We start from the raw sequence: 20,447 nt of genomic DNA, 5'->3' as shown, positions 1-20,447 counted from the left end.
TAGACTGTAATGGATGTACTGTCTATCGATTTTTTATTGTAGAGAAATAAGTTACATTTATAAATCTATTTTAAAATAGGTTTAATAAATAATAATAACCATGAGGTGTATTTAGCACCTGTATTTTTTAAAAAATTACAAAAATTACTATTAAATGTTTAACTTTTGTATTAAAATAATAAATAATTAAAAAAAAAGTAAAAATGTAAGATTGTGTAATATTATAGTAGGTTATGGGAGAAGGAAAAAATGAAAGAGTTTCTAGATAAAATAAGAGATAGAATTTTAATTGTTAATGCTGAGGGTAAAATAGAATTTTGTAACAAATGCTTACTAGAAGACTTACAATACACATTATCTGCTTATCAAGAGAAGAAACTAGATAAATTCCTGATTCCAGGAGAAGTAAAATTTATAAGTTGGGAAGAGTTATTAAGACTTGGGCATACTAAATTTTTAGTAAGTTTGAGGAATATAAATGATGAGGAAATAAGTTATGAAGGTATATTAAATATAGGGAAATGGAACGAAAAGCAAATATATTATATTATTTTGAGAGAAAATGAACCCATATATAATGTAAAAGAGCTAGAAAGATTATTAGATAAATTACCTTTTGTAGTGTGGCTTAAAGATCAAGAAAAAAAGTATAGGTTTGTAAATGAATGCTTTATTAATAAAGCATCAGCACTAACACAGCACTTAGAACGAAGCAGTATACTAGGAAAGAATGATGAAGACATCTGGAACCAAGAATTTACTCGTATTATTCAAGAGGGAGAAGATGAACTTCTAATAAAAAAAGAGGCAATTTGTTATGAGAAAGTTATAGAAATAGACAATAAACAGAGATGGTATCAATTTAATTTTATTCCTATTACAAGTAGTTCAGGCCAGGTCCAGTACATTTTGGGTATGAGAGAAGAGATAACACTATATAAAAAAATGGAGCGTCAGCTAGATAAAAATTATTATAAAGAGTATATGAGAAATAAATTGTATACCCAAGATATAGAGCTTGGAAGTGAACACATTAAATACTTATATCAGATGAAGGGGATTAATGGAAGTATTCAAGAAGTATTAGAAGAAATTGAGTCAGATGGCATCATTATAGGTATTTATAATAAAGCTAAAAATAGTTTATACTGTACATACAAAGAAGGAATGGAATCTTGTGAGTTAGATTTAATGGATGAAATTAAATTAACTAATAGTTTTAGAGATGAAATGATAAGTGGAGGTAACTTATGGGGCATAAAATTAGCACATGACTATTATAAGTACATAGACATTGAACAGAGAGAGGCATTCAAAGTAAAAGATTTAAGCTATCTAGGATGTTATCCTATAGTGCTAGAAGATGAGCTTTTAGGAATCCTTATCTGTAGCTATAGTAACTTAGATAATACTAATCCAAGTAGGGAAACACAAATTTTCAAGATTTCAAGACAACTGGCATTAATTATACAGAATGAGGTATTAACAAAAGTTGTCAAGAGAGAACTAGAGAAGCGAGAAGAATTAGAGGAAGAATTACAGAACTTTGCAGAAACTGCAAGTGACCTTATGGCCATAATAGCAATGGATGGACGTATTGAGAAGGTAAATGGAGCATGGGAATCGGTATTAGGTTGGACACCTAGTGAACTGATAGGACACCCTTCTAACGAGTTTGTTTATAGAGAAGATCAGCAACGCTTTTTTGAAAAAAAATTTTGTATAAACAATAAGCGCGCTGTAAGAGGGATTATATGTAGAGGTTATTGTAAAAATAAAAGTTATAAATGGATTGAGTGGAGTATAAAATATACTAGTAATAAGCAGTATTATGTCTGCACAGGTAGAGATATCTCAAAGCAAAAAGAACAGGAAGAGGCAAGAAAAGTCTACGAAGAGGCACTGCAAATAGAAAAAATAAAAAGTGAATTTTTTGCTAATATGTCACATGAATTCAGAACACCACTTAATATTATTCTAGCAACAGTACAATTATTAGAAAAGGGGATAAAACAAGGTCATATCAATGTGCAGCCTAATTTTGATTTGGTGAAATACTTAAGCACGGTTAAGCAGAATACTTATAGAATATTAAGATTATCTAACAACATTATGGAACTAACAAGTATTGATACTGGACATTACAAGATGAAGCTAGAAAATTTAAACATTGTTAATGTCATAGAAGAAACAACTTTATCTGTAGCAGATTACATTGAGAGTAGAGGGATTACTTTACTGTTTGATACAGATGTAGAAGAAGTTATTACAGCATGTGATGCGGAGAAGCTAGAACGCATCATATTAAATATCTTATCTAACTCCGTTAAGTATACATATAGAGGAGGAATAATATCAGTTAATCTCTCATTGCAAGATGAAGGTCTTATAGTAGTAGTAAAGGATACCGGGGTAGGTATTCCAAAAGAAAAGCTTACTACTATATTTAATCCATTTATTCAAGTTGACTCTCTTTTAACCAGAAAGTGTGAAGGGAGTGGAATTGGACTAGCATTGGTTAAGTCACTTGTGAAGATGCATGAAGGAACAATTGATGCGAAAAGTGAATTGGGTAAGGGAACTGAGATTGTCATAAAATTCCCTATTAGAGTGCTTGAGGATAGCGAGGTTGAACCTTTAGAGTTTGAACCTAGAATAGAACAAACCAAAATGGAGTTCTCAGATATTTATAATTTATATTAAAAATTTAGAAACATGTGTTAGAATAAGGTATATTATAATACATAAAAGGAGGCTGATTATGAGTAAATTCTACGTAGAACTAAAAAGAGTGGTAGATGATTCTTATGATATTGAAATAGGGTATAACCTTTTTAATACACTTATTAGAGAGTTAAAAGGAAATTTAGGACAAGGCATTAGCAGATATGCTATCATAACAGACTCAATCGTAAAAGAATTATATGGTGATAAGCTGTATGAACTAATGCTTAAGGAAGGGTTTAATGTAGATTTATTAAGCTTCCCAGCTGGAGAAACTTCTAAAGTAAGACATACTAAGGAAATATTAGAAGATACTATGTTAGAAAAAGGACATAAAAGAGATAGCTGTATTATCGCATTAGGTGGGGGCGTAGTAACAGACCTAGCTGGATTTGTTGCAGGAACTTTTGGTAGAGGGATTCCTTTTATTAATTATTCAACTACTATTTTAGGTGCTGCAGATGCTTCAGTAGGAGGAAAGACAGCTGTAGATACAGAGCTTGCTACCAATTTAATAGGTCTTATTTATCAACCTAAAAAAGTATATATTGATTTAGCAACTTGGGGCACTTTGCCTATTAAACAAGTAAGTAATGGATTAGCAGAGACTATTAAACATGCTTGTATGGCAGATATAGTTTTTTTTGAATTCTTAGAAGAACATATAGCCCAGCTTTTAACCAATGAGGGTGTTACAGAGAAGCAAAAAGAAATATGTACCCATATTGCTGAAATGAATTGTAAGATTAAGTATGAGGTAGTTAAGCTAGATGAAAGGGAAGCAAATTTAAGGCAGATTTTAAATCTAGGTCATACCGTAGGTCGTGCTATAGAAACCTTAAGTGACTATACGCTTTTACATGGTGAGGCTGTTGCTATTGGAATGGCTAGCCAAGTTAGAATAGGACAAAAACTAGGATATATAAGTGAGAAAGAAGCTGATAGGGTTATTGCACTTTATGAAAAAACAGGACTTAGTACTCATATTCCAGCGCATATTACAACTCAGGAACTAGTAAGTAAATTATATACAGATAAAAAGGTAAGAAAAGGGAAAATACGTTTTGTTTTTCAAGAAGGAGTAGGTAAGATTAAGCAATATGATGATGGGAACTATTCTATTGCTCTAGAGGAGACATTTATATCTGAAGCTATTGAGGAAATGCGAAATAAATAAGTCCTCCATTTCATTAAACTAAATATGGTACAATAGAGGCATTAAATGTGACGTACATCTGTCATATTTAATGCCTTATATTATAAGTATTAAAAGTAGGACTAAGGAGAATAAAAATGGAATTTATACCAGCAAAGACCATGTTATCCTATGCTAAAGGAGAACATTGGTTTGGAATAGACTATAATATGAATATTTATAAAGGCTGCTGCCATGGATGTATTTATTGTGATAGTCGTAGTAGCTGTTATGGCATAGAAAGCTTTGATGAGGTTAAAGCAAAGAAAGATGCGCTTTTAATACTGCATAATGAACTGAGGCGTAAGGTAAAAACAGGCATTATAGGTACAGGAGCTATGTCAGATCCTTATAATCCATTTGAAAAACAATATGGGCTAACAAGAGGTGCATTGGAACTTATTAATCAATATGGTTTTGGAGTAGCAATTGCTACCAAAAGTCCGTTAATTACTAGAGATATAGATATTTTAAAAGCAATCAATAATCATTCACCAGTCATTGCAAAAATAACTATAACTGCTTATAAAGATGATTTGTGTAAAATCATAGAGCCGAGAGTAGCCCTCTCATCTGAAAGATTCAAAGCAATTAAGGCTTTAGCTGAAGCAGGTATTTTTACTGGAGTATTGATGATGCCAGTACTTCCATTTATAGCAGATAATGAAGAAAATATTAAATCAATTGTAGTTAAGGCGGCAGCTTCAGGTGCTAGATTTATCTATCCTGCTATTGGAATGACCTTAAGAGAGAATCAACGAGAATGGTATTTTGAAAAATTAGATCAATATTTCCCGGGAATTAAAGAGGAGTATATTCAGCATTATGGTAATCAATATGAGTGTAGGAGTGTTGATTTTGCTAAGCTTAGAAAGCTATTTGTCAGAGAGTGTGAAAAGTATGGTTTGCTATATAAGATGCCAGATATTATTAAAGCCAGTAGGAAAAATCATGAAGTAGAACAGTTAAGTCTGTTTTAATATAGTATAGGAATAGGCTGTAAGATAATACTGATTTATCGAAGTGATGATAGGTATAAAAATAAGCTATAATTGTAAGATTTAAGTCAATGAAGACAAAATATGAAAAGGTAATTTGTTTTAAATTATATATAATAAAATCAGTTGTAAAAATTAAAACTAAAGGAGAAAGAATATGAATTTTGATAATGACTGTTTTTATTGTGTGAAAGACCATCGTTTAACAGATATTATGATTAAAATCTGTGATCTAGAGGCAAGTACTCTGTATTTATTTAAGGAGCAAACTTATAGAGGCAGATGCTTAGTTGCGTATAAAGAACATAAAAGCGAGTTATTTGATTTAAGTGATGATGAAAGAAATGCCTTTATGAAGGATGTGGCTAGAGTAGCTAAGGCAATGAGTGAAGCTTTTGGTGCTTATAAGATTAACTATGGTGCTTATGCAGATAAGATGACTCATTTACACTATCATATTGTTCCTAAATATGAAGGGGGACCAGGTTTTGGAGGAACTTTTGAAATGATGCCAGAGCCTAAAGTACTTTTAAGTGAAGCAGAATATGAAGAACTTATTAGAAGAGTTAAAGAAAAGCTTTAAGATAGTATAAGGAGCCTAGTGTACCATGTATTAACTTATGCTATTATAAAGGTGTAACTAAAAGTAGATAGCAGTATACGACTTAAGATATTAGCTAAGTATAGTGGAGGACCGAATGAATTATAAGCAAGAAATATTAGCTTATTCACCTGTAAATGCTCAGGAAATGAGCGAGAAGAAAGTGATACTAGAATATATTGAAAGATTCCCTGAGACTATATTATTGAGAGAGAATGAATTTGCTCATCTTACAAGTTCAGGCTTTATTATGAATGAGATGCTAGATAAGGTACTTATGGTCCATCATAATATTTATAAGACATGGGCATGGACTGGAGGACATGCTGATGGGGATGAAGATTTATTACATGTAGCACTTAAAGAAGCAACAGAAGAAACAGGGGTAAAGCATATTAAACCACTCATGAATACCATAGCTTCATTAGATATTCTACCTGTATAGGGGCATATTAAAAGAGGATGTTATGTACCGACACATATGCATCTATCAGTTGCCTATATACTTATTGCAGATGAAAAGGAAGCTGTAGAAATAAATAGAGAAGAAAATAGTGGTGTCATGTGGATTCCGATAGAAGAACTTGAAAAGTATTGCAATGAACCAGAAATATTAGTGGTGTATCATAAGTTGATACAACAGGCCAAAAACTATGTGGCCAATAAAGCATAAACACGAGCTACATTAAGTATAGTACGAAAAAGGGCTTGAAATATAGCAGTTAAAGTTGTAGTATGAAGGTAAATATGAAATGAAGAAAAGGAGAATGAAATGAGAATGATTTTAGCTTAATGATGAGATTATTTTTACAATTAAAGAGAGAGCATACTCTTTCTTGTTGTGCAAAAATCTATGAAGCTAATCATACTCATAAGTCATTGTCCAAGATTTATATATAGATTAATTGTGTAGCCTTTTGAAAAGCGTATTTTAGGGCTACAGGTCTATGGAAGTAAATAAGGATTATTAAAAGACTGTAAATGAGCATGAGTTCATTTGCAGTCTTTTTTAAATCTAAACTAATAGACAAGAAGATGAGAAATAAAGAGATGGAGATGCATAACAAAAGAGGTGTGCTTTCGTAAAATATGAGGTGAAATGATGACAGCTATTTTACAAGGAAAGCATATTAGTAAAGAGTTTGGTGACAAAGTAATATTAAATGATATTAATTTTGAGATTGAATCAGGAAAAAAGATAGGAATAGTAGGAAGTAATGGGGCAGGCAAAACAACGTTAGCCGATATGATTACCAATACAATTAAACCTACAAGTGGCCAGCTTCTTTGGCAATATAATGGCATGGATATAGGATATATGAAGCAAGCCACAGAGTATTTAGATTTAGAGGAGACATTAAGTGGGGGGGAGAGAACAAAGAAACTTTTAACGCAGCTCCTTTATAGCAAGAAAGACTTTCTAGTGCTAGATGAACCAACTAATCACCTGGATTATGAAGGGGTAAAGTGGCTTATTAAACAAATAAAAGCTTTTAAAGGGGCAGTTGTTATCATATCACATGACCGCTTTTTTCTAGACCAATGTATTGATAGTATTATGGAAATTGATCAAGGGAAGATCGTTAATTATAACGGAAATTATTCCTTTTACATAGAAGAGAAAAGGAGACGATATGAGAGTCAGCTCCATTTATTTATGGAACAAGAGAAACTTAAATCACAAATTAGAGGACAAATAGAAGAACTAAAGGGATGGTCTGAAAAAGCTCATAGAGAGTCTCGTAAAAAGGCAATTGCTACAGGAAATAAGTTCGGGGGAAAAGAGTACAATAGAGTAAAAGCTAAAAAAAAGGATAAGGCAGTTAAGTCTAGAATTAAAAGATTAGAAAAAATAGAAGTAGGTGGCTTAATAAAACCAGAAGAAGAAATAAAAGTATTATTTCAGCTAGAAGCCACTAAAAAAGTTGGAGATACTATCTTACAAGCAAAAGATATTCGTAAATTCTATGGGAATAAGTTGATTTTTAACCAAAGTTCCTTTTACGTCAAAAGAGGAGAGAAGATAGGGGTATATGGTGTTAATGGTTGTGGCAAATCAACCTTAGTTAAAGCAATATTAAAACAAGTACCACTTGAAGGAGAAATAAGAATTAGTGAAGAAAGGAAGATTGGCTATATCAGCCAGGATGTTTTAGATATAAAGGAGGAGAAAAGTATCTTGCAGGTGTTTGAAGCCACCAATAAAGAAGAAGAGCGTCAAATACGTATGGCACTTGTACAAATGGGTTTTTCCAATGATCGCTTGTATGATAAAGCCGAGGTTCTTAGTTTAGGAGAGCGTATGAAGCTCAAATTATTGATTCTTATTCGTCAAGGATGTGAAGTACTTATTCTAGATGAGCCTACTAATCATATAGATCTTCATGTTAGAGAGCAGCTAGAAGAGACACTTAAAGATTACAATGGAACCCTGATTTTGGTAACACATGACAGGTATATGTTAGAGCAGCTGTGTGATAAATTATTAGTTTTTGAAAACCAGATCATTAGACGTTATGAATATGGCATTAGAGAGTACTTAGAAAGAAAAGAACAAAAACAAGTAGCACAAGATGAAGCTCATAGAAAAGAAATGAAGAGCAATAAAGAAGATAAGATGTTATTAGAAAATGAAATAGCATACATCATAGGACAGTTAAGTAGAGAAAAGCAAGGAACACCAATGTATGAGGAGCTAGATAATAAATACCAAGAATTAATAAAAAAAAGAAATGGATTTTGATTAACAGGCTTGAAAAAAGGTATTAAATATGTTAGAGTTTGAAAAGTAAAACAACTTTCTATGTTAAGAATTAAATGCTTTAATGTAGAAGCGAAAGGAGTGTTGTATGATGACTAATAATAAATTAATGGTGGTAAACAACTAAAATCAAATAGTGGCAAAGCAAATGCTAAAGGTGACTCTAGCCCTTTATTTGTGATGCCGTTTTGTGAAACCTTTCGTGAATACTGTGGCCAGTAAAGACACATCACATAGGTGTGTCTTTTTTGCATGCATTTTTGAAAGACAAACGGTATAAAAGTATTTGACACTATTGATTTTAGTAAAAGCGAGCAAGCTAACTAAAACATAAAATAGTGGAGGCAATCATGATAGATTTAAGAAGATTAGGATATAATGAGCAAGTAGTTGATATTGAAGGAGATTACCTATTAGGACGTATTGTTGCAGTTCATAGAGAACTTTATAAGGTGATATGTAATAGTGGAGAAAGAGATGCCGTATTAAAGGCGAGTATTTATCATCATGGAGAAGCAGGAGAGATATTTCCGACAGTAGGAGACTTTGTACTTATTGATTATAATGCAAGTGGTAGTAGCCGTATCGTAAAGACTTTAGAGCGCAAGTCTTACTTTTCTAGAAAGGATCCAGATGTAGGCAGAGGAGAGCAAGTAGTAGCTGCTAACTTTGATTATGTGTTTATACTGATGTCTTTAAACCATGATTTTAATTTAAAACGTTTAGAACGTTACCTAGCAGCAAGTTGGCAAAGTGGGGGCATTCCTGTAGTCGTATTAACAAAAGCAGATTTAACCCCTAACTATGAGGACTTAGTAAAGCAGGTAGCTGATACAGCAATAGGGGTAGAGGTAATTGTCATTAGTTCTAAGACAGGATTTGGTTTAGAAAACCTAAACAAATTTATACAACCTGGTAAAACCATAGTATGTTTAGGTTCATCAGGTGTAGGAAAATCAAGTTTAGTAAATGCTCTCTTAGGAGCAGATTGTATGAAGACTAGTGGCATAAGGGAAGAAGATTCTAAAGGGCATCATACGACTACTCATAGGCAATTATTATTTCTAGAAAATGGGGCTATGCTGATTGATACACCTGGAATGAGAGAATTAGGTATGTGGGATATTACTACAGGCCTAGGAGAGACCTTTGTAGATATAGAAGGTCTAATACAGCAATGTAAATTTTCTGATTGCACACATCATAATGAACCAGGTTGTGCTATTAATGAAGCACTGATAAATGGCGATTTATTACCTACAAGATGGCAAAGCTATTTAAAATTGCAGAAGGAAGCAGCCTATAGTGCTAATAAGGCATTATATTTTCAAAGAGTAAAAGAAAAGGCTAAAAGCAATGCCAAGTTTATTAAACAAAAGAAACAAGCCAGAAATAAGGATCAGTATAATAAGGGGGATTTTTAATATGCAACAATTAGAGACAGAACGATTAGTAATAAGACGCTTTAAAGAAGAGGACTGGAAAGATTTATATGAGTATCTTTCTGATGAGGAAGTGGTGCGTTATGAGCCTTATCAAGCTTTTTCTATAGAAGCAAGTCAAAATGAAGCTAAAAGTAGGGCAGAAAGTCCAGCGTTTTTAGCGGTTTGTTTAAAAGAAAATAATAAGCTCATTGGCAATATTTACTTTGCAAAACAAGAGTTTAAAACATGGGAAATAGGTTATGTGTTTAATCGGTCTTATCAAGGGAGAGGGTATGCTACAGAAGCAGCAAATGCTGTTATAGCTTATGGTTTTAATACTAGGGGAGCAAGAAGAATTGTTGCCATGTGTAATCCGCTTAATACAGCATCTTGGAGATTGTTGGAGCGTTTAGGAATGAGAAGAGAAGGTCATTTAAAACAAAACATCTATTTCAAAAAAGATGAAAAAGGAAATCCCATTTGGAGTGATACCTATGAATATGCCATTCTTAAAGACGAGTATATTAAACAATAGTCATAAAAGTTTAAAAAAATAAGCTTTATTTGTAGAACGATATGCCTAAAATGTATTGAATATGTTGAAAAGAGGGGGAACAGGGTTTATATTTTATATTAAGATACTGTAAATGGGGTGATATATATGAAAGAGCAAAAAGAAGGGACTAAAAAGAGGGAAATAAATATTTATTCTCTAAAGACAAAAATGGTTCTTTTACTACTAATTGTTATCATAATAACTACAGGCATAAATATATGGACCGCTATTCCTCTGGCAAGTGATAGCCTATCAAATGTAAATCAAAATTACTTATATGACTTAGTTGTAGCGTATGGGGATGAAGTTGACAAGATTCTATCCGAAAGTAATGGAGAGTATGTAGAAGCACTAAAAGAACTGGTAGCAGGTATAGGAATAAAGGGGATTGATTCAAGTTATGCTTATATAGTGAAAAAAGATGGAACTATGCTATATCATCCTACGACTGACAAAATAGGTAAACCAGTAGAGAATAAAGTAGTAACAGAGGTGGTAAAACAACTTAATGAAGGAAACGTATCAGAGCCAACTGTTGTTGGTTATGACTTTAAGGGGCTTAAAAAATATGCTGCTTATTATATAACAAAAAATACTAATGACATATTAGTGATTACAGCTGATGAAGCAGATATTCTAAAACCAATAGAGAGAATTATTAGGAGAAGCATATCAGGAGGGGGATTTGCTCTTGGTGTAGCTTTAATTATGGGATATGTTATTACAGGCTATTTAGTACGTCCTATTAAAAAAGCTACAACATTGGTAACAAGAATTGCAGAATTAGATTTTGTTGAGGATGAAGAGCAGAATAAACTTAATAAGCGTAAAGATGAAACAGGAGAAATGAGTAGAGCCATTACAACGTTAAGAGAAAGTTTATTAAAGGTTGTTACTCATATTAAAGAGCAAGGAAATAACTTATTTTCTGCGTCAGAACTTCTTAGCACCAATGCCTCAGAGACAGCTATAACTATAGAACAAGTAGAAAATGCTGTTCATGATATGGCAGCAGGGGCAACTAGTCAAGCAGAGGAAACACAAAAAGCAACAGACCACGTCATTGTTATAGGTGACATGATAGAAGAGACTAATAAAGCTGTAGCAACACTTAATGATCATGCTAAGCAGATAAAGATATCTAGTGAAGCAGCAACGGAGACTTTAAAAGAGTTAGATAATATAAATAAAAAAGCAAGTGATTCTATTGATGTCATTTATAAACAAACGAATACAACCAATGAATCAGCTCTAAAAATTAAAGAAGCAATAGCATTAATTACCTCTATTGCAGATGAAACCAATCTTTTATCCCTCAACGCATCTATTGAAGCAGCAAGAGCAGGAGAACAAGGAAGAGGCTTTGCGGTAGTAGCAACTCAAATTCAGAAACTAGCTGAACAATCTAATGATTCAGCTAGAAAGATAGAGGAAATCATTTCTTCTCTCATTAAAGATTCTACAACAGCTGTTGGCACTATGAAAGAGGTTAAAGAAATAATAGAAAAGCAAAATGAAAATGTAGAAAAAACGAATACCATCTTTGTTGAAGTAAAGAAAGGAATAGATAATTCTATTGAGGGAGTTCAAGCCATTCTAGAACGAACTAAGAAGATGGACGAAGCAAGAGTAAAGGTAGTGGATATTGTACATAGTTTATCAGCTATAGCAGATGAAAATGCGGCTAGTACACAGGAAACATCAGCTTCTGCTACAGAAGTAAGTAGTATTATGGTTAATGTTTCGGAGAATGCTATTCAATTAAAAGAGATTGCTAATAGTTTAGATCAAGGTATGAATGTATTTAAGCTATAAGTTTTGGGAGAAGGTATGAAGACAAAAGAGAAGATAGTTTATGAAGCGTTAACCTTGTTTTCAATGCAAGGATACAATGCTGTTTCGGTAAGGGATATTTCACGGGCAGTAGGGATTAAGGAAAGTTCTTTATACAATCATTTTAAGAACAAGCAAGATATTTTTGATGGAGTAGTTGAAGTTTGTTATGAAAAAGCTACTACTTTTTATGAAGCGATGCAAATCCCTTATACGATAGGAGATAGTAAGGTAGATATGTATCAAGGGATTTCGAATGAACTGCTTATGCAGATTACATTTAAAATATTCGAGTACTATTTTTGTGATGAATATGCAGTTAAGTTTAGAAGGATGCTTATTATTGAGCAATTTAATAATAAAAAGATTCAAGAACTTTATAGAAAGCTTTATATGGAGGATGTAATTCATTTCCAGTCCAGCATATTTAAATATCTTATTTCAAAAGGAGAGTTCAGAAGCGTTGATCCGGAGTATATAGCAATAGCGTTTTATTCGCCAATCTTCTTGATGCTAAATCAATATGATGAGTTTGATGAGGAAGTTAAACAGAAACTAAAAAGGCATGTACTTGAATTTAAGGAAGCTTTTAAGCCAGAATAGAAATGAGCCTGTTAGACAGGGCACAGATGTGCCACTGCTTAACAGGCTTATTATTTATAATAGCTCTTGATTTAAAAAGTCAATAAAACAAGAAGTTGCTTTAGAAAAAGTAGTGTCAGTAGCATAAGCAATATCAATAGAACGTTTACTTGGAGATAGAGTAAAAGGAATTTCTACCAAGGATCCAGTTGCCAACTCTTCTGATACAAAGTCTTTAATAACAGAAGTAATACCAAGTCCGAGTTTTGCACAAGCAATAAGGAAATTCATATCTCCAGCAACAATATCAGGAACAATGGAAATTCCCTGATTAGCAAGGACTGTTTCCAAGTAAAGTCTAGTGACACTATCTTTAGATAAAAACATAAAAGAAGCCTGTTCGCAAAGCTCTGGTAAGGTTAGAGAAGAAATGGATTCATAGTAACTAGGACTACAAACGAAGATATCCTCAATTTTCTTTAAAGGGATGAAACTAAGACCATCATAATAGTTAGATGAACTTACAATAACAATATCAAGTACCCCTTTTTTTGCTAAGTCTAATGTCTTTGTTGTAGAATCATTAATAATTTGTAATTTAATATGAGGGTAACGTTCCATAAAGCTTTTTAGCAGAGGCATGAGAAAATGTGTTCCTAAAGTAGAACTAACTCCTAGATTAATTTGCCCTGCATTTAAGGAATGAAGCTTAAGGAGAAGTTTTTCGCCTTCTTCTAAGGCTTCTAAGGCCGTTTGAACATGTTTATAAAAAAGCTCGCCTTCTGGTGTAAGAGAAATGCCTTTAGAACGCCTAGAAAAAAGGGAGGTTCCTAGAGAAGATTCTAAGGCTTTAATAGATTTACTAACTGCTGGTTGAGAAATATAAAGGGCTTTGGCTGCTTGAGAAAAGCTTTGATACTGAGCCACTGTATAAAAAACATGATATAAATGAAGTTCACTAATCAAGATATAACCTCCAGTTATGAATGATATAAATATTTGATAATTTTATTATAATTTATTATCCGACAAAGTAAATAAAAATTCAGAATATATTTATCGTTACTTGCTAAATTATACAGCTAGTCAGTAAGCTCCATAAATGCTATCATAAACAGATAGAAGTGGAGGAAGAGTAGTGAGTGATTATGAAGTAGTATTAAAAGCAGAACAAGTTTACTTAGATAAAGTAACAGAATTTCTTAATGAACAGATTTCATTAGGGGGAGATGCGGTTGATGAACAAAAGAGAAACCTTATAGCTCTCAGAAGAGAGATGTGGGCAGGGGGAGTACCGGCTGTTGATGATTATGATAGAAATATTGAGCTTACTCAGTATCATACTATGGAGAGAATAGAAACCTCTCAATATGAACATAAACTAGGGAAGTTAGAAAAATATAAACGTGTGTTAGATAAACCATACTTTGGACGTTTTGATTTTACAGAAGAAGGAGAAAGTACAGAAGCTGTATATATTGGATATCAAAATGTTATGAACGATGATACCTATGAGGTAATGGTTTATGACTGGAGAGCACCTATTGCAAGTATGTTTTATCGTAATGAATTAGGACCTGCTAGCTATGAGGCTCCTTGTGGAGAGATTCGCGGGGAAGTGAGTTTAAAGAGACAATACGAAATTGAAAAGGGAAAGCTAGATTATTTCTTTGATTGCTCCTTAACTATTACAGACGATATGCTAAAGGAAGCCTTAGGTAACAATGCATCAACTTATATGAAAAACATTGTTGAGACCATTCAAAAAGAGCAAGATATAATTATTAGAAATAAAGGTAATGATGTACTTATTGTTCAAGGGGTAGCAGGAAGTGGAAAAACGTCTATTGCGATGCATCGAATTGCCTTTTTATTATATGAACGTATGGCAGAGGGACTTACTAGTGATAACATTATGATTATCTCTCCTAACCACTTATTTGGAGAATATGTAAGTACTGTTTTACCAGAACTAGGGGAAGACAATGTAAAATATAGTACAATGGAGGATTTCTTTGAAGCTTATTTTAAAAACAGTATTCGCATGCGTTCTAGAAGTAGTCAATTAGAATACATGATTACGAATAAAAATAGAAAGGCTATTAGAAATACCATTCGCTTTAAAGGGTCTAGCCAATTTGTACACATGTTGGATTGTTTGATTGATATTTATGAAAAAGAGCTTATTCAGTTTAAAGACGTTTATTATGCAGAAGAATTGATTGCAGATGCAAAAAGCCTCAAAAAGAACTTCCTAGATAATCCTATTAATATGGCTGTTGGTAGACGTTTAGATCGAATTCAAAATATGCTAGAGAAAAAGCTACGAGAGTTAGAAAAAGCAAAACGAAAAGAACTTTTTAAAATGCTTAAAGGTGAAGGCGGCTATGATGTAGACGAAAAGGTTAATGAAAAGTTAAATAGCTATAGAGATCAAACGTTAGGCACAATAAGAAGTTTTACTAAGGTTAATTGTTTTAGATTATATGAGAAATTATTTAAGGATGAAAGCTTATTTAATCGCGCTGCATCAGGGTTAAATTTGCCTAAGTCTAGTGATTCGATTCGCACTTTTACAGCAAAGAGTTTAAGAGCGGACCTAGTAACTTATGAAGATGGAATGGCTCTACTTTACTTGAAGTTAAAGTTAGAAGGTGAAAGACTTTATCCTCAGATTAAACAAGTACTTATAGATGAAGCTCAAGATTATTATCCATTACAATATAAAGTCTTAGGAGAAATCTTTAAAGGTACACAATATACTATCCTAGGTGATATCGGCCAAACCATTGAAAAATCAGAAACAGAAGATTTATATGATGAGGTTATTAGATGTTTAGAGCCTAAAAACGCATTAAAGCTAAGTCTTACTAAAAGTTATCGTTCATCTTATGAAATTAGCTTATTTACCTCTAAGTTGAGAGATGGAGAGGTAGGTGCTATTGCTTTTGAAAGACATGAAGAAGTCCCTGTTATTGCTGAGCATGAAAATGAAGCTCAAGAACTGGAGTGGATAGAAGATCGAGTTAAGACTTATCAAAAAGAAGGCTATGAAACCATAGCAATCATCTGTAAATCTCAAAAACAAGTGAATCATGTGTATAGTAAGCTTTCTAGAAAGCTAGATATTCACCAATTAAATCCAGAAGAAGAAGGTTATCAAAAAGGTATTCACATTATGCCAGTTTATATGGCAAAAGGATTAGAATATGATGCAGTTATTGTCTATGAAGTGAATGAAGTGAATTATGATGAGCCGGAGGATAAACAACTTCTTTATATTGCTTGTACTAGGGCACTTCACCGTTTAGCACTATGTCATACAGGAGAAGTGAGTCACTTTTTAAAGATATAGAGGGATAGTTAAAATAGTAGCCTATAGTTGATAAGACTGGCTACTATTTTTGCAATTTTTTATAATAAGTACTATGATAAAACTTAGTCACATGATAAAAAGCTAGTAATGGAACATAGATAGATGGATATGTAAAGAAATTAAGGGGGAGAAAAATGAATACAAAGAAAAAGGCTCTAAAAGCGGCTATTCCACATACTATTCCGGTTTTGGCAGGATTTATATTTTTAGGTATAGCTTATGGCGTACTAATGGCAAGTAAAGGGTATGGTGCTTTATGGTCATTTTTAATGAGTACCATAGCTTTTTGCGGAAGCATGCAGTTTGTGGCAATTACATTACTAACAAGCACGTTTGCTCCAGTACAAACGTTTATTCTAACTTTATTAGTAAATGCAAGACATTTGTTTTATGGCATATCAATGCTTAAGAAATATAGAGGAGTAGGAAGATTAAAGCCTTTTCTTATTTTCATGATGTGCGATGAAACCTTTTCGGTTAATTATAGTGTTCAAGTCCCAGAAGGTGTAGATAAGGGATGGTTCTATTTTTTTATTTCATTTCTAAACTATAGCTATTGGGCATTAGGGTCAGTATTAGGCGGATTATTGGGGAACTTTATTACGTTTAATACAGAAGGATTAGATTTTTCATTAACAGCATTATTTGTCGTTATTTTTTTGGACCAATGGAAGGAAAGGAAAAACCGGGTTCCTGCTTTATTAGGGGTAGGCGCTGCTAGTATAAGCTTAGTTATATTTGGACCAAGTGATTTTATTATTCCAGCTATGATTCTTATTTTAGCTAGCTTAACTTTACTTAGAAGAAAATTAGATCCGAAGGTAGAGGGGGATGAGCAGATATGTATTTAACACCCGTACAAACGTTAATTATTATTGGCTGTGTGGCTCTAGGAACTATGACCACTAGATTCTTGCCCTTTATTTTGTTTCCAGACTATAAAGAAGTTCCTGATTATATTGCTTATTTGGGGAAAGTACTTCCTTATGCAGTTATTGGATTATTAGTAATCTATTGTTTAAAGGGTATTTCATTTACTACAATGCCATTTGGATTACCCGAATTAATAGGGATTGCCGGCACTGCTTTACTACACCTATGGAAAAGGAATACTCTCCTGAGCATTGGTGGAGGGACGGTTCTTTATATGATATTAGTACAAGGTATTTTTTAGGACTATAGGCAATGGAAAGCTAAAGAGTTAATAATTTTAGAGCATATAATGAAGGATGTGCCTATTTTTTGTAATGTTAATATGCGTTGCTTGTAGCAACAGTTAAGTATAGATTACTATTAAAAATAGCAAAGGAGGGATCACTTGTGTTTAGTGAAAACCTAAAAGCATTAAGGAAAACAAAAGGATTTACACAAGAAGAAATTGCTATTAGATTAAATGTAGTTCGTCAGACGATTTCAAAGTGGGAAAAAGGACTTTCTGTACCTGATGCAGATATATTAATCAAAATTGCGGCACTCTTTGACGTATCAGTAAGTGAACTACTGGGTTCTAAGTTAGAGGATGAAAAAGATATTAATATTGTAGCAGAGCAATTATCTAGGATAAATGAGCAACTTGCTATAAAAAATCGTCGTGCTCATCTTATTTGGAAAAGTATTATAATTGTTATTACTACCATTGTAGTCATAAATATCATATTGGTTATAGTAGGCATGGTATCATTTAATAGTTTTCAAAATATCAAAACTACGACGGTGGTGACAGAAACAGAAGTCATTATTCCGAAAGAATAGAGGCTGAGGAGAAATATCAACTAAACAAATAGCGGGTTTATTAACTTACAGCACTTCATTATGAAGTGCTTTTTTATTTATCGCTCTTAAAATATATTATAGGTAATTATACATAAATGATAGAATAGTATTGACAATAATGAACTACAGTTGTAGTCTATAAACAACTACAACTGTAGTTGGTGTTGGTATCTATTAGATAAAGAGTGATAGAAGGAGAATAAGCTATAGTCTAAAAAATTAAAGAAATTATTTCTAAAGACTATGCTAATGAGTTTAGTTGTAATGATAAGAATTATTACAGTAGGATTAGCTTGAACATCTAGAGGAAGAAAGGTAATGGAGGTTAGTATGGAAAAGAATATTACAGAAGCAGAATGGAAAATCATGCATGTATTATGGGAGCTGTCCCCATTGAGTTTAAAAGAAATTATAGAGGAGTTAAAAAAAGAAAAAGCTTGGTCTAATACCACAGTACGCACACTTATTGTGAGATTAATGGAGAAAGGCTTTATTGATGCAGATAAAACAACTAGTACTTTTAAGTATTATCCCTTAGTTCAGAAAGAAGAGTGTCAAATAAAAGAAGCTAAGAATTTAATTAATACAGTATTTGAAGGGTCTATGGGGATGTTAGTTACTGCTTTTGCTAAAAGGGGAAAGTTAACAGAAAAAGAGCAGGAAGAATTACGTAAGCTCATTGATAAAATAGAGGAGGAATAGTATGAATGTCATAGGGGAGATTGTAAGTTGGAGTTTAATGGCTAGCGGCATTATTGGAATTATACTGCTATTAAGAGTGTTACTTAAAGGGAAAATACAAAGAAGCTTAATATACGGTTTGTGGATTGTAGTTTTAATTAGGCTAATTATACCAGTATTACCGAGTAGCAAAATAAGCATTTTTAACTTATTTGATACAGGAATATCAAGTGTTAGGCTGAATACATCAAATGCTTCCAATTTACAGGAAGAAGTGTTATTAGAGGCTGAATTTAGTCCTGAAAAAGATATTATAATTACAACAGCTAATGAGGAGTCTGGACAAGCTATGAAGGTAGAAGCGGATATGTTCAATAATAATAGCCCACTAAGGAACAGCTTACTTAGCGAGACAGTAAGCTTAATACTGCTACTTATATGGCTGTTAGGGAGTATAATGGTAATTGGTTATTTTGGATACGGATATTGTAAATTAAAGAAAGAATTAAAAGGTGCAGAAAAGGTAACAGATGAAAAAATTCTTATATATGCACAGCAGATCAAAGAAAAGGTACATATTCATGCTGATATTAGTATGGTTAAAGGAAAGTACCCAATGATCTTTGGCTTTTTAAGACCAATTATTTGTATACCCGAAGGGTTTAGTATAGAAGAAGTAGAAATGATGTTATATCATGAATTAATTCACTTGAAGTATAGAGATAACAAGGTAACTTATCTTCAAATTTTAGCAGTAGCATTTCATTGGTTTAATCCTCTAGCATGGCTGGCTATGAAATTAATGAAAGAAGATATGGAAATAGCTTGTGATGAGAGAGTAATGGCTTTAGGAGTTAACAGAAAGCAGTATGCTAATACATTATTAAATATAGTTTTTACACCTAAAAACCAGCAATATCTAGTACAGGGAATGGGAGAAAATCCTAATCACATTAAAGAGAGAATTATAAAAATTACAATGTTTAAAAAGCATAAGTTAGGAGTTTCTATTATAGGAGGGCTTCTTTTGGTGGGGGTTATTTTAGTTTGTTTAACTAATGCTATACCAAAGAAAGATGGAGGCGCCATACCTAGTGCTCAGCAAAGTAATAAGGATACTAACGAAACTACTAAGTTACCGGGAGCAAACAATATAGCAGTGTTTGGTCTTGATGCGGATGGTACACGAACAGATACTATTTTTGTAGTGAATTTTAATGATCATCAAGATGAAGTAAGAATTGTTTCTATTCCTAGAGATACAAAGATTGAGTGGGATGAAGAACAAAGTAATTTACTAAAGCCAGAATCTGTTTCTGTAAGTAAAATAGGAGAGATGTATGCCTATAGCCAGGGACAATACATAGAACAATTAGCTGTAAAAGAAATAGAAGAAATGTTAAATATTCAGATTGCAAGCTATGTTATTATAGACTTTACAGCTGTGGAAAAAACAATTGATAGTATAGGCGGATTAGAATTAGATATACCGCAAGATATGTATTATAGGGATAGTGCTCAGGGACTTAACATTAATATTAAAGCAGGGCTTCAACAATTGAATGGAAGCGATGTATTAGGGGTTTTAAGATATAGAAAAGGTTATATAAACGGTGATGTTGGACGTATTCAAATGCAACAATACGTCATGAGTACCTTCTTAAGCAAGATATTAAACGATGGAGATATAAGTACTATTACGGCTAGCGCGCTAGAAATCATAAAGGGTGTAAAGACTAATATCAATGTAGACGATATAACTTATTACATAAAGCTAGTAATGGGCATAGATACAAAGAACATACAATTTTACACCATAGCTGGAGAAGCCAATAGCCAGGAAGGTAGAAGTTACTTCTATCCAGATATGGATAAGAACCTAACTATTTTAAATAAGTAGTTCTATAAAAAATAAGAGCTTGGAAACAAGTTACTTATTTTTT

General features: G+C 32.7%; 18 protein-coding genes. 17 read left to right on the top strand and 1 reads right to left on the bottom strand.

Annotated features, from left to right (window positions below):
- Nucleotides 1-249: 249 nt before the first annotated feature.
- The 11 genes from EKH84_RS02565 to EKH84_RS02520 all read left to right on the top strand — a co-directional run bounded on the left by EKH84_RS02565 (nt 250) and on the right by EKH84_RS02520 (nt 12,695).
- Nucleotides 250-2,703, top strand: a complete 2,454-nt coding sequence (locus EKH84_RS02565) for an ATP-binding protein (protein ID WP_127065036.1) — start codon at nt 250-252, stop codon at nt 2,701-2,703.
- Between the two features lie 58 nt (nt 2,704-2,761).
- Nucleotides 2,762-3,901, top strand: a complete 1,140-nt coding sequence (gene aroB, locus EKH84_RS02560) for a 3-dehydroquinate synthase (protein ID WP_127065035.1) — start codon at nt 2,762-2,764, stop codon at nt 3,899-3,901.
- Between the two features lie 116 nt (nt 3,902-4,017).
- Nucleotides 4,018-4,899 (top strand): SPL family radical SAM protein, encoded by an 882-nt coding sequence (locus EKH84_RS02555; RefSeq protein WP_127065034.1) that lies wholly within the window; start codon nt 4,018-4,020, stop codon nt 4,897-4,899.
- 175 nt (nt 4,900-5,074) lie between these two features.
- Nucleotides 5,075-5,500, top strand: coding sequence for an HIT family protein (locus tag EKH84_RS02550; protein WP_127065033.1), 426 nt, complete (start codon nt 5,075-5,077; stop codon nt 5,498-5,500).
- Nucleotides 5,501-5,615: 115 nt separating this feature from the next.
- Nucleotides 5,616-5,963 (top strand): NUDIX domain-containing protein, encoded by a 348-nt coding sequence (locus EKH84_RS22725; RefSeq protein WP_330547583.1) that lies wholly within the window; start codon nt 5,616-5,618, stop codon nt 5,961-5,963.
- A gap of 36 nt (nt 5,964-5,999) precedes the next feature.
- Complete coding sequence (locus EKH84_RS22720; RefSeq protein ID WP_330547582.1) at nt 6,000-6,191, top strand: hypothetical protein; 192 nt, start codon at nt 6,000-6,002, stop codon at nt 6,189-6,191.
- A gap of 429 nt (nt 6,192-6,620) precedes the next feature.
- A complete protein-coding gene (gene abc-f / locus EKH84_RS02540; protein ID WP_127065032.1) occupies nt 6,621-8,261 on the top strand; it encodes a ribosomal protection-like ABC-F family protein in 1,641 nt (546 codons plus the stop codon).
- Nucleotides 8,262-8,629: 368 nt separating this feature from the next.
- On the top strand, nt 8,630-9,703 hold the full coding sequence (rsgA, locus tag EKH84_RS02535; protein ID WP_127065031.1) for a ribosome small subunit-dependent GTPase A: 1,074 nt from the start codon (nt 8,630-8,632) through the stop codon (nt 9,701-9,703).
- 1 nt (nt 9,704) lies between these two features.
- On the top strand, nt 9,705-10,238 hold the full coding sequence (locus tag EKH84_RS02530) for a GNAT family N-acetyltransferase (RefSeq protein ID WP_013659148.1): 534 nt from the start codon (nt 9,705-9,707) through the stop codon (nt 10,236-10,238).
- A 126-nt stretch (nt 10,239-10,364) separates the two neighbouring features.
- The gene (locus tag EKH84_RS02525) at nt 10,365-12,074 is read left to right on the top strand and encodes a methyl-accepting chemotaxis protein (RefSeq protein WP_127065030.1); all 1,710 of its coding nucleotides are present in this window, start codon (nt 10,365-10,367) and stop codon (nt 12,072-12,074) included.
- Between the two features lie 15 nt (nt 12,075-12,089).
- Complete coding sequence (locus EKH84_RS02520) at nt 12,090-12,695, top strand: TetR/AcrR family transcriptional regulator (protein ID WP_013659146.1); 606 nt, start codon at nt 12,090-12,092, stop codon at nt 12,693-12,695.
- A 54-nt stretch (nt 12,696-12,749) separates the two neighbouring features.
- On the opposite strand, the gene EKH84_RS02515 is transcribed toward EKH84_RS02520, so the two are convergent.
- Nucleotides 12,750-13,640 (bottom strand): LysR family transcriptional regulator, encoded by an 891-nt coding sequence (locus EKH84_RS02515; RefSeq protein WP_013659145.1) that lies wholly within the window; start codon nt 13,638-13,640, stop codon nt 12,750-12,752.
- Between the two features lie 172 nt (nt 13,641-13,812).
- Here EKH84_RS02515 and EKH84_RS02510 point away from each other — a divergent pair, with 172 nt between their 5' ends.
- The 6 genes from EKH84_RS02510 (at nt 13,813) to EKH84_RS02485 (ending at nt 20,404) form a co-directional block, all read left to right on the top strand.
- Nucleotides 13,813-16,029 (top strand): HelD family protein, encoded by a 2,217-nt coding sequence (locus tag EKH84_RS02510; RefSeq protein ID WP_127065029.1) that lies wholly within the window; start codon nt 13,813-13,815, stop codon nt 16,027-16,029.
- Between the two features lie 155 nt (nt 16,030-16,184).
- Nucleotides 16,185-16,901, top strand: coding sequence for an AzlC family ABC transporter permease (locus EKH84_RS02505; RefSeq protein WP_127065028.1), 717 nt, complete (start codon nt 16,185-16,187; stop codon nt 16,899-16,901).
- The gene (locus EKH84_RS02500) at nt 16,892-17,224 is read left to right on the top strand and encodes a branched-chain amino acid transporter permease (protein ID WP_127065027.1); all 333 of its coding nucleotides are present in this window, start codon (nt 16,892-16,894) and stop codon (nt 17,222-17,224) included. Before EKH84_RS02505 ends, EKH84_RS02500 begins: the two co-directional genes overlap by 10 nt.
- 146 nt (nt 17,225-17,370) lie before the next feature.
- Nucleotides 17,371-17,802 (top strand): helix-turn-helix domain-containing protein, encoded by a 432-nt coding sequence (locus EKH84_RS02495; protein ID WP_127065026.1) that lies wholly within the window; start codon nt 17,371-17,373, stop codon nt 17,800-17,802.
- Between the two features lie 351 nt (nt 17,803-18,153).
- Nucleotides 18,154-18,525 (top strand): BlaI/MecI/CopY family transcriptional regulator, encoded by a 372-nt coding sequence (locus tag EKH84_RS02490; RefSeq protein WP_013659140.1) that lies wholly within the window; start codon nt 18,154-18,156, stop codon nt 18,523-18,525.
- 1 nt (nt 18,526) lies between these two features.
- Nucleotides 18,527-20,404: a M56 family metallopeptidase gene (locus tag EKH84_RS02485; RefSeq protein ID WP_127065025.1), complete on the top strand. Its 1,878-nt coding sequence runs from the start codon at nt 18,527-18,529 to the stop codon at nt 20,402-20,404.
- Nucleotides 20,405-20,447 lie beyond the last annotated feature (43 nt).

The organism is Cellulosilyticum sp. WCF-2, assembly GCF_003990395.1.
GTDB lineage: Bacteria > Bacillota > Clostridia > Lachnospirales > Cellulosilyticaceae > Cellulosilyticum > Cellulosilyticum lentocellum.
The sequence above is the reverse complement of the archived record's forward strand: the minus strand, read 5'-3'. Positions and strand labels throughout refer to the sequence as shown.

What these genes read in the sequence shown, in the direction of transcription:
- EKH84_RS22725 (WP_330547583.1), top strand. Translation starts at nt 5,616, where the DNA reads ATGAATTATAAGCAAGAAATATTAGCTTATTCACCTGTAAATGCTCAG.
- EKH84_RS02485 (WP_127065025.1), top strand. Translation starts at nt 18,527, where the DNA reads ATGAATGTCATAGGGGAGATTGTAAGTTGGAGTTTAATGGCTAGCGGC.
- EKH84_RS02550 (WP_127065033.1), top strand. Translation starts at nt 5,075, where the DNA reads ATGAATTTTGATAATGACTGTTTTTATTGTGTGAAAGACCATCGTTTA.
- EKH84_RS02565 (WP_127065036.1), top strand. Translation starts at nt 250, where the DNA reads ATGAAAGAGTTTCTAGATAAAATAAGAGATAGAATTTTAATTGTTAAT.
- EKH84_RS02520 (WP_013659146.1), top strand. Translation starts at nt 12,090, where the DNA reads ATGAAGACAAAAGAGAAGATAGTTTATGAAGCGTTAACCTTGTTTTCA.
- EKH84_RS02525 (WP_127065030.1), top strand. Translation starts at nt 10,365, where the DNA reads ATGAAAGAGCAAAAAGAAGGGACTAAAAAGAGGGAAATAAATATTTAT.
- abc-f (WP_127065032.1), top strand. Translation starts at nt 6,621, where the DNA reads ATGACAGCTATTTTACAAGGAAAGCATATTAGTAAAGAGTTTGGTGAC.
- EKH84_RS02490 (WP_013659140.1), top strand. Translation starts at nt 18,154, where the DNA reads ATGGAAAAGAATATTACAGAAGCAGAATGGAAAATCATGCATGTATTA.
- EKH84_RS22720 (WP_330547582.1), top strand. Translation starts at nt 6,000, where the DNA reads ATGCATCTATCAGTTGCCTATATACTTATTGCAGATGAAAAGGAAGCT.
- EKH84_RS02505 (WP_127065028.1), top strand. Translation starts at nt 16,185, where the DNA reads ATGAATACAAAGAAAAAGGCTCTAAAAGCGGCTATTCCACATACTATT.
- rsgA (WP_127065031.1), top strand. Translation starts at nt 8,630, where the DNA reads ATGATAGATTTAAGAAGATTAGGATATAATGAGCAAGTAGTTGATATT.
- EKH84_RS02530 (WP_013659148.1), top strand. Translation starts at nt 9,705, where the DNA reads ATGCAACAATTAGAGACAGAACGATTAGTAATAAGACGCTTTAAAGAA.
- EKH84_RS02555 (WP_127065034.1), top strand. Translation starts at nt 4,018, where the DNA reads ATGGAATTTATACCAGCAAAGACCATGTTATCCTATGCTAAAGGAGAA.
- EKH84_RS02500 (WP_127065027.1), top strand. Translation starts at nt 16,892, where the DNA reads ATGTATTTAACACCCGTACAAACGTTAATTATTATTGGCTGTGTGGCT.
- aroB (WP_127065035.1), top strand. Translation starts at nt 2,762, where the DNA reads ATGAGTAAATTCTACGTAGAACTAAAAAGAGTGGTAGATGATTCTTAT.